Annotated in this window: 11 protein-coding genes; 3 read left to right on the forward strand and 8 right to left on the reverse strand. The window is 70.4% G+C overall.

Translation table 11 applies throughout. The annotated features are described in order from the left end of the window. Positions 1–4 precede the first annotated feature (4 nt). From rpoB to OHB01_RS29940, 8 genes are all read right to left on the reverse strand, one after another. Complete coding sequence (gene rpoB / locus OHB01_RS29905; protein WP_328710023.1) at positions 5–3,493, reverse strand: DNA-directed RNA polymerase subunit beta; 3,489 nt, start codon at positions 3,491–3,493, stop codon at positions 5–7. Between the two features lie 286 nt (positions 3,494–3,779). Beyond that, the gene (locus OHB01_RS29910) at positions 3,780–7,283 is read right to left on the reverse strand and encodes a S8 family serine peptidase (RefSeq protein WP_328854295.1); all 3,504 of its coding nucleotides are present in this window, start codon (positions 7,281–7,283) and stop codon (positions 3,780–3,782) included. Positions 7,284–8,150: 867 nt separating this feature from the next. Next, positions 8,151–10,709 (reverse strand): DUF222 domain-containing protein, encoded by a 2,559-nt coding sequence (locus tag OHB01_RS29915; RefSeq protein ID WP_328854296.1) that lies wholly within the window; start codon positions 10,707–10,709, stop codon positions 8,151–8,153. Further along, complete coding sequence (locus OHB01_RS29920) at positions 10,688–11,173, reverse strand: hypothetical protein (protein WP_328854297.1); 486 nt, start codon at positions 11,171–11,173, stop codon at positions 10,688–10,690. The genes OHB01_RS29915 and OHB01_RS29920 overlap by 22 nt, the downstream gene beginning before the upstream one ends. 808 nt (positions 11,174–11,981) lie before the next feature. Beyond that, positions 11,982–12,347: an NAD(P)-dependent oxidoreductase gene (locus tag OHB01_RS29925; protein ID WP_260617192.1), complete on the reverse strand. Its 366-nt coding sequence runs from the start codon at positions 12,345–12,347 to the stop codon at positions 11,982–11,984. Beyond that, on the reverse strand, positions 12,302–12,634 hold the full coding sequence (locus OHB01_RS29930) for a hypothetical protein (protein ID WP_328855892.1): 333 nt from the start codon (positions 12,632–12,634) through the stop codon (positions 12,302–12,304). Before OHB01_RS29930 ends, OHB01_RS29925 begins: the two co-directional genes overlap by 46 nt. 20 nt (positions 12,635–12,654) lie before the next feature. Then, on the reverse strand, positions 12,655–13,311 hold the full coding sequence (locus tag OHB01_RS29935) for a maleylpyruvate isomerase N-terminal domain-containing protein (protein WP_142647027.1): 657 nt from the start codon (positions 13,309–13,311) through the stop codon (positions 12,655–12,657). A 300-nt stretch (positions 13,312–13,611) separates the two neighbouring features. Then, entirely contained in the window at positions 13,612–13,992 is a 381-nt protein-coding gene (locus OHB01_RS29940) for a PLDc N-terminal domain-containing protein (RefSeq protein ID WP_147943931.1), read from the reverse strand. Positions 13,993–14,182: 190 nt separating this feature from the next. Between OHB01_RS29940 and trpB the strand changes: the two genes are divergently transcribed. The 3 genes from trpB to OHB01_RS29955 are packed head-to-tail and all read left to right on the forward strand — an operon-like array spanning position 14,183 to position 16,952. Next, the gene (trpB, locus tag OHB01_RS29945; protein ID WP_205830072.1) at positions 14,183–15,388 is read left to right on the forward strand and encodes a tryptophan synthase subunit beta; all 1,206 of its coding nucleotides are present in this window, start codon (positions 14,183–14,185) and stop codon (positions 15,386–15,388) included. After that, positions 15,385–16,200, forward strand: coding sequence for a tryptophan synthase subunit alpha (gene trpA / locus OHB01_RS29950; RefSeq protein WP_142647025.1), 816 nt, complete (start codon positions 15,385–15,387; stop codon positions 16,198–16,200). Before trpB ends, trpA begins: the two co-directional genes overlap by 4 nt. Next, positions 16,197–16,952, forward strand: a complete 756-nt coding sequence (locus OHB01_RS29955; protein WP_142647024.1) for a GntR family transcriptional regulator — start codon at positions 16,197–16,199, stop codon at positions 16,950–16,952. The genes trpA and OHB01_RS29955 overlap by 4 nt, the downstream gene beginning before the upstream one ends. Positions 16,953–16,983: the final 31 nt, after the last annotated feature.

The following is a 16,983-nucleotide window of genomic DNA, read 5'->3' on the forward strand; positions in this document are numbered from 1 at the left end:
TTCCTCAGATGTCGTCGACGGTCATCGCGCCCTCGTGGGGACGCCGGGACAGGTCGATGCCGAGCTCCTCCGCCGCGCGGAAGACGTCCTCGTCGGTGTCCCTCATCTCGATCGACATGCCGTCGCTGGAGAGAACCTCGACGTTCAGGCAGAGCGACTGCATCTCCTTGATGAGGACCTTGAAGGACTCGGGAATGCCCGCCTCGGGGATGTTCTCGCCCTTGACGATGGCCTCGTAGACCTTCACCCGGCCCTGCACGTCGTCGGACTTGATCGTCAGCAGCTCCTGCAGCGCGTAGGCGGCGCCGTACGCCTCCAGGGCCCACACCTCCATCTCACCGAAGCGCTGGCCGCCGAACTGCGCCTTACCACCCAGCGGCTGCTGGGTGATCATCGAGTACGGACCGGTCGACCGGGCGTGGATCTTGTCGTCGACCAGGTGCAGCAGCTTCAGGATGTAGATGTAACCCACCGAGATCGGGTGCGGGAACGGCTCGCCGGAGCGGCCGTCGAACAGCCGCGCCTTTCCACTGGGCATCACCAGACGGTCGCCGTCGCGGTTGACCAGCGTGTTGCCCAGAAGACCGATGATCTCCTCCTCGCCGGCGCCGTCGAACACCGGGGTGGCGACGTTGGTCCAGGGCTCGACCCTGTCCGCGTCCTTGTCGCGCAGGCGCTCGGCCCACTCCTCCTCCACCCCGCTGATGTCCCAGCCCTGGGCGGCGATCCACCCGAGGTGGGTCTCCAGCACCTGGCCGACGTTCATCCGGCCCGGCACGCCCAGCGGGTTGAGGATGATGTCGACCGGCGTGCCGTCCTCGAGGAACGGCATGTCCTCCACCGGCAGGATCTTGGAGATGACGCCCTTGTTGCCGTGACGGCCGGCGAGCTTGTCACCATCGGTGATCTTGCGCTTCTGCGCCACGTACACGCGCACCAGCTCGTTGACGCCCGGAGGAAGCTCGTCGCCCTCCTCACGGCTGAACACCCGCACCCCGATGACCTTGCCCGACTCACCGTGTCGCACCTTCAGCGAGGTGTCGCGCACCTCACGCGCCTTCTCACCGAAGATCGCCCGCAGCAGCCGCTCCTCCGGCGTCAGCTCGGTCTCACCCTTCGGCGTGACCTTGCCGACCAGGATGTCTCCCGTCTCCACGTCGGCGCCGATGCGGATGATGCCGCGCTCGTCGAGGTCGGCCAGCGCGTCCTCGGAGGCGTTGGGGATGTCGCGGGTGATCTCCTCCGGACCCAGCTTGGTGTCGCGGGCGTCGACCTCGTGCTCTTCGATGTGGATCGACGACAGCACGTCGTCCTGCACCAGACGCTGGGACAGGATGATCGCGTCCTCGTAGTTGTGCCCCTCCCAGGGCATGAACGCCACCAGCAGGTTCTTGCCCAGCGCCATCTCACCGTTGTCGGTGCACGGACCGTCGGCGACGACCTGACCCCGCTCGACCCGGTCGCCCTCGGACACGATCGGCTTCTGGTTGAAGCAGGTGCCCTGGTTCGACCGCTTGAACTTCGCCACCCGATACGTCGTCCGGGTGCCGTCGTCGTTCATCACCGTGATGTAGTCGGCCGAGACCTCCTCCACCACACCGGCCTTCTCGGCCGTGATGACGTCACCGGCGTCCGTCGCCGCGCGATACTCCATGCCGGTGCCGACCAGCGGCGCCTCGCTCTTGAGCAACGGCACCGACTGACGCTGCATGTTCGACCCCATGAGCGCGCGGTTGGCGTCGTCGTGCTCCAGGAACGGGATCATCGCCGTCGCCACCGACACCATCTGGCGCGGGGAAACGTCGATGTAGTCGACCTCGTCGGCGCGGGCGAGCTCGGTCTCGCCACCCTTCGTACGCACCAGGACGCGAGGCTCGGCGAACGATCCGTCGGGATTGAGCGCCGTGTTGGCCTGCGCCTTGACGTACTTGTCCTCCTCGTCGGCGGTCAGGTAGTCGATCTCGTCGGTCACCTTGCCGTCGACGACCCTCCGATAGGGCGTCTCGACGAAACCGAAGGCGTTGACCCGCCCGAAGGACGCAAGCGAGCCGATCAGGCCGATGTTCGGGCCCTCGGGCGACTCGATCGGGCACATGCGGCCGTAGTGCGAGGGGTGCACGTCGCGGACCTCGAACCCGGCCCGCTCACGCGACAGACCACCCGGGCCCAGCGCGTTCAGGCGCCGCTTCTGGGTGAGGGCGGCGAGCGGGTTGATGTGGTCCATGAACTGCGACAGCTGCGAGGTGCCGAAGAACTCCTTGATCGACGCCACGACCGGGCGGATGTTGATCAGGGTCTGCGGCGTGATCGCCTCGACGTCCTGCGTGGTCATGCGCTCGCGGACGACGCGCTCCATGCGGGCCAGGCCCAGGCGGACCTGGTTCTGGATGAGCTCGCCCACCGTGCGCAGACGACGGTTGCCGAAGTGGTCGATGTCGTCGGTCTCCACGGAGACCTCGCCGCCGGCGACCGGCATCGACTCCTCGCCGGCGTGCAGCCGGACGAGGTATTCGATGGTGGCGACGATGTCCTCGTCGGTCAGCGTGCCCTGGGTGATGTCGGCCTGGACGCCCAGCTTCTTGTTGATCTTGTAACGGCCGACCTTGGCGAGGTCGTAGCGCTTCGGGTTGAAGTACAGGTTCTCCAGCAGCGCCTGCGCCGACTCCCTGGTCGGGGGCTCGCCCGGACGCAGCTTGCGGTAGATGTCGAGCAGCGCGTCGTCCTGGCCGGAGGTGTGGTCCTTCTCCAGGGTCGCCCGCATCGACTCGTACTGACCGAAACGCTCCAGAATCTGGTCGCCGGTCCAGCCGAGCGCCTTCAGCAGCACCGTGACCGGCTGCTTACGCTTGCGGTCGATGCGCACGCCGACGCTGTCGCGCTTGTCGATCTCGAACTCCAGCCAGGCTCCCCTGGAGGGGATGACCTTGCCGCCGAACAGCTCCTTGTCCGAGGTCTTGTCGACGCTGCGCTCGAAATAGACACCCGGTGAACGGACGAGCTGGGACACCACGACACGCTCGGTGCCATTGACGATGAAGGTGCCCTTCGACGTCATGAGCGGGAAGTCGCCCATGAACACCGTCTGGCTCTTGATCTCACCCGTGGTGTTGTTGATGAACTCCGCCGTGACGAACATCGGGGCGGAGTAGGTCATGTCCCTGTCCTTGCACTCGTCGACCGAGTACTTGGGCGGCTCGAACCTGTGCTCCCGGAACGACAGGGACATGGTTCCGGAGAAGTCCTCGATGGGACTGATCTCCTCGAAGATCTCTTCCAGACCCGACTGAAGTGGAATGTCCCTTCGCCCGGCCTGGCGAGCCGCCTCGACCCGGCCCTTCCATCGCTCGTTGCCCACCAGCCAGTCGAACGACTCGGTCTGCAGGGCGAGAAGGTCGGGCACTTCGAGCGGCTCCTCGATCCGCGCGAAGGAGACGCGGCGAGGACCGGGCGGTACGGCGAAAGCGCGGGACGAGGCGTGAGGCGAGGCTGCCAACAGGTGTCCTTCCGAGGACTCGCGGACTGACTACACGCGCGCCGGAGGACAGCTCACTCGATAGGAGGAAGTGGGATGCCGAGGGCGAGCGTGAGAGGGCAGCATAAAGCAAACTACAAACAAATGTCCACACTTATCCGCATTGTCAACCTCTGTCCCGTAGCCAGAATCGCATGCCCGCCCGGAAATCGTCAAGCCGCCCTCAAGAAAACCACCTCTCGCGCCCCGCCGCACACCGAAAAGACCGGCCCGCCGGAAGGGGCGGGCCGGTCTCAGCCGGGGGCGGTTACGCGCCCGCCTTGTCCGGACGCTCGGTGACCCGGATCGCGTTCACGATGGGGTCGCCCTTGTGGGGCCGGAAGACCACGTCGAGCCGGCCGCCGGTGACCTTCACCGTGTACTGGCGGGTCACCGCCGTGTTCTCACCGGCCTCCTTGGCCAGGTCGAGGCCCTCGATGACCGGGACGCCCGCGACGGCGACGTCGAAGACGCGCTTGCCCGCCTTCTTGTGCCGGGTCTCGGCGAAGCCCAGCTCCACGGTGTAGACGCCGTCCGGAAGACGGTCGAACCGGTAGGCCTGCATGCCCTCGCGGGAACTGCGGAACAGTCCCTGCTCGGACGTGCCCTTGACGTCCTTGGGCGACGTCTTCGCCTTGCCGCCGCCCACGTAGCCGTACCCGCCAGGGGTGTACTCCCGGTCGGCCGTCCACGTGTCGCCCGCCGCGTCGACCACGTTCTTGCCGCCGCCCGTCTCGACGGCGATCTGGACCTTCGGCACCACGACGACCACGCTGACCGGGACGACCGGCGCCCGGCCGCTCGACGAGCGCACGAGCAGCACGCCGGTGCGGACGTCCCCCGGGGACAGTCCCGCGCTTGAGGCGGTGACCCGGAGCGTCACGGATGCGCCCGCCTTGATGCTTCCGCTCGCCGGCGTCACGCCGAGCCAGGTCTGCGCCGGGTCGTTCTCGATCGTGTACGTCGCGTCGGAGCCCGGGTTGGACAGCTCGAACGTCGCGTTCCTGTTCGCCGAGGCCGGCATCACCAGGGTGACCTGGCCCGTGGACACGGTGACCCGGCCGGTGGCCAGTGCGGCGTCCACCCGTGTCCGGCCGCCGGCGGCGACGCTGACCTCCTTGGTGAGGGTGCCGTAGTCGGCCGCCGAGATCTCCACGTGGTGGTCGCCCGCGGGCACCTGCCCGAGGAAGGCGCCGTCGGGGCCCGTGGTGAAGGCGACGTCGCCGACCTTCACGGTCGCGCCGGCCAGCGGGCCGCCGTCGTTGGCGTCGGTGACGGTGCCGGCGACCAGTCCGTGTCCGCGCGCCGCGATGGTCAGGCTCTGACCGTCACGCAGGACCGGCCTGTCGGACGAGTACTGGAACGCGTCGGTGCCGTCTCCGTTCTCGATGCCGATCGTGGCCTTCTCCCCGGCCGAGTAATCGGTGTCGATCCCGCGGTAGCGGAACCCGATCGAGCCGTCCTCGCCGAGCAGCGCCTCGAACGAGATGAGCGCGTCCACGCCGTAGAACCGGGCGTTGCGCCACTCCACCACGAAGGTGCGGTTCGGCGCGCTGCCGATCGTGGCCGTGTAGAGCGCGCCCTCGCCCTCGAACAGCCCGAGGTCGGTCCAGTACGGATAGATGGCGGCGTTCGGCTCGGCGCCGGAGGGCAGTGGTCCGTGGCTCGGGAAGGAGTAGGTGTTGCCGCCGAAGCTCAGGAACCCGTTCGTGCTGACCAGACCGCTGGTGTAAGTCTTGCCGTAGAACGGGAAGGCGAACGGCAGCGTGATCCGCTGGGTCTCGTCGTCGTAGGTGAGGGGCTCCAGGTGGGTGCCCTCGACGTACGGCTCGGCGCCGCTCCTGCAGGTGTGGCCGAACCCGTCGATGTGGCTGGCCAGCGCGATGTCCCTGGTCATCTCGCCGGTCACCGTGACAGGCACGGTGGTCTCCTCGGCGCACAGGGAGTCCGCCGTGACCTTCAGGTCGTAGGTCTTGTGCGGCAGCAGCAGCTCGTAGTGGCCCTGAGCGTCGGTGACGGCGGTGGCCGGCGTGCCCGCGGCGGTCACCGTGGCGCCCGCCTCGGGCAGGCCCACACTGGTGACCGTTCCCGACACCCTGCTCAGGGTCTGCGCCGTGAGCGCGACGTCCTCGGTGACCGTCTCGTCGGTGCCGACGGTGACGGTCCGGGTGACGTCGTCGTAGCCGAACTTCCGCACGGTGAGCGTGTAGTCGCCGCTCAGCAGGCGGGGCAGGCTGTAGGTGCCGTCCTGCGCGGTGGAGACGGTGCGGTTCAACGGGCCGGAGACCTCGACGATCGCGCCGGCGAGCGGGGAGCCGTCGGAGGTGACCATGCCGGTCAGCGTGCCCAGCTCACCGGCCGGGGTCGCCTTGACGGCCGCGTACGCGTCGAGCATGCCCTCGCCCCAGACGAAGTTGTCCGCGGCGGTGCCGCCGCAGCCCTCGTCGTCGACGTCGGTCGCCGTGTGGTCGAGCAGCGCCCGGGTGCCCTCGATGTCGCCCCGCAGGAAGGGGGAGGCCGACCACATCAGCGCCACGGTCGCGGCGACGTGCGGGCTGGCCATCGAGGTGCCCGACTTCAGCCCGTATCCGTTGCCGGGCAACGCCGAGCGGATGTCGACGCCGGGGGCCGAGATGTTCGGCTTGATCTCGCCGTTCTCGCCCGGGCCTCTGGAGGAGAAGTACGCGATTCTGCCGTCGGCGTCGAAGGCCCCGGCGCTGTAGCTGGCGACGTATCCCCCGGGCGTGCCGGTGGTGTCACAGGCCGGCCCCGCGTTGCCGTTGGAGAAGGCGGGGAAGATGCCGGCGGCGACCCACGCCTCGACCATGTCCTTGTACCAGAGGTTGATGCCCTCGCCGCCCCAGGAGTTGTTCACGATGTCGGGCGCGAGGTCGGGACGGGGGTTCTGGCCGTTCAGGTCGGTGGGCGCGAGGATCCACTGCCCGGCGGCGAGCAGCGCGTAGTCGGGGCATCCCGTGAGGAGACAGGCCTTGGCCGCGATCCACTTGGCCCCGGGGGCGACGCCGATCGCGTTGGCCCCGCCGTCCCCGCCGACCATGGTGCCCACGGTGTGGGTGCCGTGGCCGCGGTCGTCGCACGGCGCCTGGCCGGGGCAGACGTGCGCCGGGTCGAACCAGTTGTAGTTGTGGTCGACGGCGCCGCCCGGCTGGGTGCCCCGGTATTGGGAGACCAGGGCGGGGTGGTCCCACTGGACACCGGTGTCGATGCTGGCGATGACGATGCCCTCGCCGTGGTCGCCGAGCTCGTCCCACACCTTCGGGGCGTTGATGCGGTCGATGTTCCACTCGACGGAGGCGGTCGCGGCCTGCACCTTGGCCGGCTGCGGGTCGGGCAGGGGCACCGTACGGGACGGTTCGATCGCCGTCACCTCGGGCAACTGGGCGATCTCGGCGGCCAGCTTCGCGTCACCGGTCACCTTGACGGTGTTGACGATCCAGAAGGGGGTGAACTCCGCGTGCGCTTTCGTGAGGAGTTTGCGCAGGCCGGCCTGAGAGGAAGTGGCGGTCTCCGACTTCAGCCGGTAGACCTGCCGCGCCTTGTCGTTCTTGTTCTTCGCCATTCGGGCGGCGCCGAGGTCGGCGCGGTCCTTGAGCCGTACCCAGAAGGTGGCCTTTCCGTGGGCGGACAGGTCGTTCTGGACCACCCGATCGACCTTGTCCGGTCCGGGTGTGGCCGATGCTGCGCCGACCGCGGCGTTCTGCGGGAGCAGCAGGGCGAGGGCGGCGGTCCCGATCAGGACCGCACGCCGCACGTGCGGGAGTAACACAAGCTCTCCTATGTGGGCAAACAGGCACCCACAGGGGGAAAAGGGACTAGTGGGGTTCGGATGAACTCCGGGGACGTATCGTTGTGGATCTTGCCAAGATGGGCAAGATCAGGGCAAAGAGTTCAACTGGATTTAACAATCGCCCCTTACTGCCCGATCGGGACAGCCGAAAAATGTGCCCCGCGACCACGCCCTGGCCGCCGAGGCGGACGTCCCCACCGCCCTACCTACGCCCTTCGTGCCGGAGGAGAGGCCCAAGGACGGCCGCGCCTCGGCCCCGGGCCCGCCGCCCTCGGCCTCACCCCCATGGCCCCTGCCCCCATGGATCTGGCCTGACGCCCCCTGCTCCCGATCCCACCGAGGTGGGTGTGCACCCGACGAACGTCGTACGGTCCCGCGCCTCGGGCTCGCGGAGCACGAGCCGCTCGGTCCGAGTTCGGGTCGACGGCGAACGGAGCGATCCGGAGACGGACACGCACGCGCCGCGCGGACCAGGCCAGGCCGCGGGTCGGCTGACGGCGTCCCGGCATTGCCGGGTGTCGTGCTTACGCAGCGGCGCGTGGATCGTCGTGAGACATGAGGGTGATCGTCGTGAGACATGAGGGTGAGAGGACGCGGTGCGGATGTACGGCCGCCGACGGAATCACGTGCCCGAGAGCAGTTCCGCTTCCAGTCGGCGAAACGCTCACGCATGGCAGAGAACTGGAGGAGTCGGCGCCATAGGCAGTGGAGTCGCGGTCGAGTACGTCCCCTAGGTAGGACAGCGACTCGGCGAACAATCGCCCAAACGAAGCCCGGCCTGTCCGCGCTTCGCCCCGGTCTGTCCGCGCGTAGCCCACTGCGCCTCCCGCCTCACTCGCGCGGCCGTCTGCTCCCGATCCGGTGGTAGGTGAAGGCCCAGCGGTCGGTGCCGATCTTGCGGCGGGTGTAGCGCTCGGGGTGCTGGTAGCGGTCGCGGTTGTGGAACTGGCAGGCCGGGCCGAGGAGCTTCAGGTCCGTGAGGCCGCCGGTGCTCCAGTTGTCGGCGTGGTCGATCTGGCACATGGTCGCCGGGAGCGGGCAGCCGTCGACCCAGCACGTGGCATACCGGGCGAAGATGGCCCGCCGCTGGGCAGGAGTCGCCAGACGGACCTTGCGGCCCATGTCCAGCACCTGCCCGTCGGCGTTCATGACGATCCGCACCAGAGTCGAGGTCCGGGCGAGCCGATGCACGCTGGAGACGGGCAGCACCTGCCCGGTCGCCAGCAGCAACCCCGGCGGCACCATCCCCAGCGGCCCTCCCAGCGAGGCGCCCAGTGCCGTCCCCAGCAGCGACCCGGGCAGCGTGCCTGCCGACGCTCCCAGCGCCGACCCCAAGAACGCCCCGGGCATCGTGCCCGCCGACGCACCTGGCGCTGCTCCGGGTGACGCCCCGGGAGTTGCTCCCGGTGACGCACCCCGCGATGCCCCCTGTGCCGCTCCTTGCGATGCTGCTTGCGCCGTCCCCGGCGTCCCACGCCCGGCTCCCGGTGCCGTTCCCGATGCCCATCCGGGTGGTGTCTCCCGCTCCGGTCCGGGCCCGCCGGGCGTCGCTCCCGACGGTCCCGATGCCCCCGGTGCCTGCGTCGCACGCGAGCACCGCGCCTCACCACTGCACCGCCACGCGCCCTGGCTGCCGCACCGGCACGTGCTCTGGCCACGCCGGCAGTCCCCCGCAGGCCGATGCCCGACGTGGGTGTGACGTACGGAGACATCCTCGGGAGGAGGATCCGTCCACACCCCCTCCGAAGGCGCTGCCTCCGAAGGCGTTGTGTGCGATGGAGCAGCCTCCGAGCACGCTGCCTGTGATAGCGGCGCGTCCGAAGCCGTCGCGCCCGAAGGGGCTGTGTCCGAAGGGGCTGTGTGCGCATGCCCGTCACCGTCGGCAGGGCATGCTGACGCGCGCCGCGCGGTGTGCGGTGTTCCAGACTTGGCCGCAACGCGGTCGCCGTCTCCGACCTTGGCAGGCACGGTCTCGCCGCCCTCGGCGGCGGCGGCGTTCACGGTGTGGCCGCCCTCAGCAGAGGCGGTGCTTGCGGTGTCGCGCAGCTCGCACTCACCTGCATCACTCCCCGCACCGGCATCCGCCTCAGCCTCGCCGGTGTCGAACTCCTCCGGGATGTCGGGGTCGTCAGCGCCGCCCGCAGCGCCGGGGTCGCCCAACGCGCCGGAAACGGTGTCATCGGCCCGCCTCAGGTCGTCGGCGCTTCCGGTGGCGTCGGGGGCGTAGGCGTTGGTGTCGTCGGCGCTCTCCGCACCGGCATCTGCCTCAGCCTCGGCATTGTCGAAGTCGTCGGCCTGGCCGGGTGCAGGGTCGCCCGTGTCGTCCCGGCCTTCCCCGAAGCCCCCGGCATCCCGCGCGTCTTCGACATGGTCGGTGGTGTCGTCGGCCTGGCCCGGCTCGTCAGTGGTCCCGGCGATGTCGAGGGCGTAGTCGCTGGGGGCGCTGTCGCCGAGGTCTGCGAAGTGGTCGCTGACGTCGTCATCGGCGGCAGGGTCAGCAGGGTCTTCGGTGGCCGGGTCGGCCTGGCTTGGCTCGTCAGTGCATCCGGCAGGGTCGGGGACGTAGTCGCTGGGGGCGCTGTCGCCGAGGTCTGCGAAGTGGTCGCTGACGTCGTCGTCGGTGGCCGGGTCGGCGGGGTATGGGTCGTCGGCGGTGGGGTCGGTGGTTTCGGGGTCGGTGGGGAGGGATTCAGCGCTGACCACGACGAGGAGCTCGGTGACGATCTTCTGCTCCAGCAGGGCGATCAGCGCGTCCGCCTGACGTACCGTCAGCGGGCGGTCATCCCCCTGCGCCCTCAGCTTGGCGTACGCCTGCAACAACGCCATCAACCGGGCGCCGGCCTCACGCGGCAGGTAGAACTCCCCTTCCACGCCGCCGCCCTTGCCCGGGCGGACCCGCAGGAACCGCCGCCCGTAATCGGCCCGCTCATCCCGCTCATCCCCATCGGGGTCCAGCACCGCCCGCAGATGGCGGCCGGCCTTGGCGACCTCCGCCGCCCCGGCCTTGCCCGCCAGGTCCACCAAGATCGGCTCCGCCAAGGTGGCCTGCTCATCCGATAGCCCGGCCACAGCGGCGCAGATGGCCTCCACCACCCCCGCCGCCAACTCACCCGCAGCGAACTTCTCCCGCACGACGGGGAGGCGCGGCAGTTCCGCCCCCAACGTGAGCAGGCGGCCCGCACCCCCCACCGTCATCCCCCCACTCGTGCGCAACCAACACCGGGTGGAGGCATGCCCATGCTGCCTGGCCTGCCCCGCCCGATGCACCCGCCCCACCCGATCGGCCAGCGCGCTGGTGATCCGATCCCGGGCGAACAGCAACTCCTCCGCCTCGGCCAGGCACACATCCACATCGGCGGGAAGCGGCGTCAGCGCCAGCTCTTGGGCCACCTCACGAACCGACCCCACCACCACCCACGACGACCGCACACCACCCCGACCCCGACCACGACCACGACCCCGGCCACGATCACGCCCACCCACACCCTCGGAAGCACCCGCACCCGCACTCGGGCCGGCCGCGCCAGGACCATCCGCGCCGGTGCCGTTCGTGCCAGCAGCGCCCGCGCCAGCGGCAGCCGCACCATCAGCATCCCCTCCACGGGCGGCACCCGCGTCAGATCCCGCGCTGTCGGCGGCGCAACGCGCGGCATTCGTGCCAGCGGCATCCGCTCCAGCGCCGTCCACGCCAGCAGCAGCCGCACGATCGGCAGCTCCACGCGCGGCATTCGCGCCAGCGCCGTTCGTGCCGGCGGCATTCGCCTCGGCGGCAGCTCCACGCGTGGCATCCACGCTGTCGGCAGTCCCACGCGCGGCATCCGCGCCAGCGGCGTCCGCACCGTCAGCATTCCCATGGGTGGCATCCGCGCCAGTGTCGTTCACACCAGCGGCAGCCGCACCGGCGACAGCCCAACGCGTGGCATCCGCGCCGTCAGTATGGGTGCCTGGGCCGTCCGTGGTCTCGGTGCCTGGGCTGGTGGTGCTACCGCTGCTGGGCGCACCTGTGCGCTGCCGGGGCTCGAAGTTGATGATCGGGAAGGGCTCGCGGGCGGACGAGCCATCAGAGGACCACAGCGGCGAATTGGCGACCAGACGGTCCCACCAGCCGTCATCAGGAGTGTTCGAATGACGAAGGCGCTCAGGATCGATACCGAACGGATCCATCACACCTCCCTCGCTCGATTCGAACTGATGTATGGATTCTCTTACAGTCCGTGAGCGAGTGGCAACTGTGCGAAGCGAATGGCTGGAGCCTCAGGTAGCCCCGAAAAAACACGGGCGTGCCGGGGTGTGCCTGGCGCCGGGCCGGCTTGGGCTTCAGCGGGAGGCCGCGACGAGAGCTGAACAGATCGATGTCATCTGAGGGGCGGACCCCATCCCGAGGAGCTGAACGGCATGCTGCCGCCCGGGACGAAGCCGTACGCAGCGACGACCTTGCGCCCGACGCGAGCCAGACAGGATCCGCCAACGGCCAGGCGCGTGTGGGCCTGGCCCACTTCTCCATGGCCGCGGACAGGATTCGAGGTCGTGCCTCACGCAGCGTGGGCGCAGATCGGGGATGCGCTGTTCCCGGCCGCAATCGCCAATCTCCGAGGTGCCACGCAGACGGGCAGTCAGTCGTCCGACATGTGGGCGGCGGGACTGTCGCATTGAGGGCGACTGTTACACGGTCACCACGGGTACGCCGTCCGGGCGGTCGGCGAGCAGGGCCGCGATGTGGTCCGCGCAGCGGAGAGCTGCCGTGGCCATGGCGTTCCTGATCATCCCGGCGACATGCGGGGTCAGCAGGACGTTGGGGAGGCCGAAGAGTGGCGAGGTGAAGGCGGCGTGCTCGTGCTCGAAGGTGTCGACAGCGGCTGCCGCGAGCGGATATGCGGGGTCGCGCGGCGCGTCGGCCAGGGCCTGCTCGTCGACGATCCCGCCCCGGGCGGTGTTCAGCAGGATCGACCGCGGACGCATCAGCGCCAGCTCCGCCCGCCCGATCAGCCCTCGGGTCTGGGGAGTGAGTGGCAGATGCAGGGAGACCACGTCACTGGTGCGGTCTCGGCGATCAGCGCGGACTCGTCGAAGGCGTCGAAGTCGGTGAAGTCCACCCGGTCGGCCCAGGCAGCCCGTGTCGCGGCGTGATCGGCTACCCGCCGGAGGTTCAACGGGTAGCACTGGACGGCTTTTTCATCACTCGGATTGGGCGCTTCGATGCATGCCTGCCGCCTGTCCAGAGAATACAAGGGCCCGGACGGCCGGGGCTCAGCGGTCGTACATGAGAGCACGAAAAATCCGGCCAGCACCATGATGCTGGTTTTGGGCGCATGCACAGCTTCTCCCCTCGAGTCGATCAGCCGAGTACGAAGGGAAGCCTTGCGGCCAGGTCGCCGAGTGCCGCCTTCTCGGCCTCGGCCGGGGCACGCCGTCCGGTGCCGACCAGCAACGCGTCCGTGTCGGAGAACGACGCGGGGAAGGCGGCGCCGACGATCTTCTCCAGCATCTCGCGCGACCGGGCGAGCCCCTCGGCGGGCGGCCCGGCCACACCAGGGAGGTGCGCGATCAGGTCGAGGTGGTGCAGCGTCCACTCCAGGACGTACGCCGAAAGGTAGTCGCCGGCGGTGAGAACCTCGCCCCGGGTGCCGACCCGGAGTCGCGGGTCGGCGAGCCCCGCGGCACGGCCCGCGGCGGAGCCGACGTCGTCGAGGTGGAACTTCAGCAGCCGAGGTTCCTCGTAGGCGGCGGCCAGCCGGACGATCAGCGCGTCGAGCGGATCGTCGCCGGTCGGCGGCGTCGCCGAGACCTCCCAGTAGGTCACCGCGTCACGGGTCGGTTCCTTCTCCTCCGGGGTCGCCAGGGTGATCAGGACGTCCTGAGCATCGATCACCAGATGGCACACCAGGTCCCGCACGAGCCAGCCGGCACATCCGGACGGCCGCGCGAAGTCCTCGTCCGGCAGTTCGGCGACCGCCCTGCGCAGCGCCGTCCACGAGTGGGCGAAGAGATCCACACCGGCACGGTAGTGCGGTGCCCCGACGGCGGACAACCGCATTCGGGCGGCCTGTTCGCGTGCACGGCACGCGACAGCCGGCACCCGGCCGCGGTTCCCGCCGGTTCCAACCGTGTCGCCATGAGACCGGCGGCCGTCGAGGGCGCCCCGGGGCTCGCCCGGCACCGAAGTCCCGAACGATGCCGCCGCCATGAAACCGGCGACCGTCGGGGCCGGGCCTGGGGAACTGCCGGTGCCGCGAAAACCGGCGGACGTCAGGACAGGCCCGCAGACCCGCCGGCACCGTGAGACCGTCCGCCTCTACTGGTCCTGGTTCCCCTCGGCCTGACGCTGCTGCTCGCGGTAGGCGCGACGCTGTTCCTCGGCCCGCTCCCGGCAGCGGCGGAGGAAGTCCTCGTCGTCGTCCGGGTTGGAGGGGACGAACCGGCCCGGCCGGTCGTACTCGGGGAAGCTCCCGGTGTTGCCCCTGTACGGCAGCCCGCCGGGCCGCGTCACGGTCTGCGGCCGGCCCGCGAGCAGCCACAGGATCGACCCGACCTCGGGAAGTAACAGGACGATCAGGATCCACGCCCCCTTGGGCAGGTTCCGGCAGTCCTCCTCCGCCGTGACGATCACGTCGAGCAGACAGAAGATCCACAAGGCGAGCAGAACCAGACCGAACCCGCCATATAAGAGGGGCATCCCGAATCCTCCAGTTTCAGACGCGCAGAGCGTAGCGGCTCCGATCTTCGGCTGACGGGCCTTTCCCCGACACGTGATCTTTCCCGATGCGGTGAATCCCGGGACCCCGCGGTGGCGCGCCCGCACGTGCCCGTGTAACACTCACTGTTATAGAACTCTTCGATGAGTTATAGAACGATAGGAGCATGACATGCGAGATGTGCTGACGTGGGGTGAGGCGGCCCCGCCCGACGGGACGATGGGCGTGCCCGGAGCGCGGGGCCGGTTCGGCGCGTACGGCGGGCGGTACGCGCCGGAGTCCCTGGTGGAGGCGTGCCGCGAGGTGGGCGAGGCGTTCCGGGAGGCCTGGGCCGATCCGGGGTTCCGGGGCGCCCTGGCACGGCTGCTCGCCGTCCACGCCGGGCGGCCGACCCCGCTCACCCCCGCCCTCCGCCTGTCGGACGAGCTGGGCGTACGGCTCTGCCTCAAGCGCGAGGACCTCACCCACACCGGATCCCACAAGATCAACAACGTGCTGGGCCAGGCCCTGCTGGCCGTCCGCATGGGACGGCGCAGGCTGATCGCCGAGACCGGAGCCGGCCAGCACGGGGTGGCCACCGCGACCGCCGCCGCGCTGCTCGGGCTGGAGGCCACGGTGTTCATGGGCGAGCGCGACATCGAGCGGCAGGCGCTGAACGTCTTCCGGATGCGCATGCTGGGCGCCGAGGTCATCCCGGTGACCTCGGGCAGCCGTACGCTCAAGGACGCGACCAGCGAGGCCATGCGGGCGTGGGTGGGCGCGACCGGCGACTCCCACTACTGCATCGGCTCGGTCGTCGGGCCGGATCCGTACCCCTGGATGGTCAGGGAGTTTCAGCGGGTCATCGGCGACGAGGCCCGCGCGCAGTGCGCCGCCGAGCTGCGCACCGGCGTGCCGGACCACGTGGTCGCGTGCGTCGGCGGCGGTTCCAACGCGGCCGGCACGTTCGCCGGATTCGCCGACACCGCGGCACGCCTGGTCGGCGTCGAGGCGGAGGGCGGCGCCGGGGCGGCCCGCGGCCGGCTCGGCGTCCTGCACGGCTGCCGCTCGCTGTTCCTGCAGGACGGCGACGGGCAGATCACCCAGGCGCACTCCATCGCCCCCGGGCTCGACTATCCGGGTGTCGGCCCGGAGCACGCCCACCTGCGCGACCTGGGCCGGGCCCGCTACGTCACGGTGACCGACGACGAGGCGGTCGCCGCGGCCGTACGGCTCGCACGCACCGAAGGCATCCTCCCCGCGCTCGAGTCGGCGCACGCCCTCGCCTGGGTGATCCGCGCAGCGGGCGACGGCGAGCTCCCCGCGGGATCGACGGTGCTCATGACGTTGTCCGGCCGAGGCGACAAGGACGTCTCCACCCTGAAGGAGCTGCTGTGACCAACCCCACCCTGGCCGCGGGAGCGGTCGAACGCCACCTGCGCGCCCGCCGCGACACCGGCCGCGGGCTGCTCATGCCGTACGTCACCGGGGGGATCGCGCCCGGCTGGACGGACCATCTGCGGGCGTTCGCCGACGCCGGGGCGGACGCGATCGAGGTCGGCCTGCCCTTCTCCGACCCCACGCTGGACGGCGTCACCATCCAGCAGGCGAGCGACCTCGCGCTGGCCCGGGGGGCGAGCACCCGCCGGATCCTCGACGACCTGTCCGCACTGCCGGACCTGGGTGTGCCGCTGGTCGCCAGCACCTACTACAACCTGGTGCTGCACGACGGCCCCGAGGCGTTCTGCGCCGCGCTGCGCCGGGCCGGCGTCACCGGCCTGATCGTGCCCGACCTGCCGGTGAACGAGGCGGACGAGCTGACCGGCGCCGCCGCCGGCGCCGGGATCGAGCCGGCCCTGCTGGCCTCGCCCGCGACCCTGCAACCGCGGCTGGCGGAGATCGCGCGCCACAGCCGCGGGTTCGTCTACGCGGTGTCCCTGATGGGCACCACCGGTGAGCGGGCCGTCCTGGCCGCCTCGGCGGCGGAGCTCACCGGGCGGATCAGGCGCGTCACCGACCTGCCGGTCTTGCTAGGATTCGGCATCTCCACCCCGGACCAGGCACGCGAAGCCCGCCGGCACGCCGACGGCGTGGTGGTCGGTGCCGCGGTCATGCGGCGGGTGCTCGACGGGGCCGGACCGGACGACCTGCGGGTCTTCCTCACGACCCTGCGGCAGGCCCTCGACCAGGAGTGTGACCCACCACGATGACCCCCGACGCCGGGCACGAGGCGAGATACCGCGCCATCGCCGCCGACCTCGCCGCGAAGATCCGGTCGGGACACTACGCCCCGGGGGAGGCCCTGCCGCCGCAGCGCGAGCTGAGCGCCTCCTACGGGGTGACCCTCATGACGCTGCGCCAGGCGTTGCGGCAGCTCAGCGACGAACGGCTGATCGTGCAGCAACCCGGCAAGGGCACGTTCGTCGCCCCGCCCCACCTGGCATACCAGCTGGACTCGCTCCGCAGCCTCGTCGACGACCTGCGCAAACAGGGCCACGACGTACGCACCTCGGTGGCCGGGCGGGCGGTGCGCCGGGCCCCCGCCCGGATCGCCGCCGAGCTGCGGCTGCGTCCCGGCGAGAGCGCGCTGCGGCTGGAGCGGGTCCGGGAGTTCGAGGGACGCCCCGCCGTACATCAGGTGTCGTGGGTCCGCCGGCCGGTGGCCGACCGGATCCGCGACCGCGACTTCACCGTCGTCTCCCTCTACACGGCCCTCGCCGACGCGGGGGTGACGGTCGCACGCGCGTCCGAGGTGGTGCGGCCCGGCCTGCTCGACGCCGCCGCCGCCCGCCACCTCCACGAGCCGCCGGGCAGCCCGGTGCTCGTCAGCACCCGCATCACCTACACCCTCGATGCCACGCCCGTGGTGTCCGACCACGCCACCATCCTCGGCAGCATGATGGAGATCCGCACCGAACGCGCCGCCACCGGCCTGTCCCTCACCTGGGGCGCCACCAGCTGAATCGCGCCCGACCTCGTCCGGCCGGTAAGGC

Origin of the sequence: Microbispora hainanensis (genome assembly GCF_036186745.1) — a bacterium.
Lineage (GTDB): Bacteria > Actinomycetota > Actinomycetes > Streptosporangiales > Streptosporangiaceae > Microbispora.

Bases quoted from the DNA above. Each gene is read 5' to 3' on its own strand.
- OHB01_RS29920 (WP_328854297.1), bottom strand. From the start codon at position 11,173: ATGGGAATGCTGACGGTGCGGACGCCGCTGGCGCGGATGCCGCGCGTG.
- OHB01_RS29940 (WP_147943931.1), bottom strand. From the start codon at position 13,992: ATGCCCCTCTTATATGGCGGGTTCGGTCTGGTTCTGCTCGCCTTGTGG.
- trpB (WP_205830072.1), top strand. From the start codon at position 14,183: ATGCGAGATGTGCTGACGTGGGGTGAGGCGGCCCCGCCCGACGGGACG.
- OHB01_RS29955 (WP_142647024.1), top strand. From the start codon at position 16,197: ATGACCCCCGACGCCGGGCACGAGGCGAGATACCGCGCCATCGCCGCC.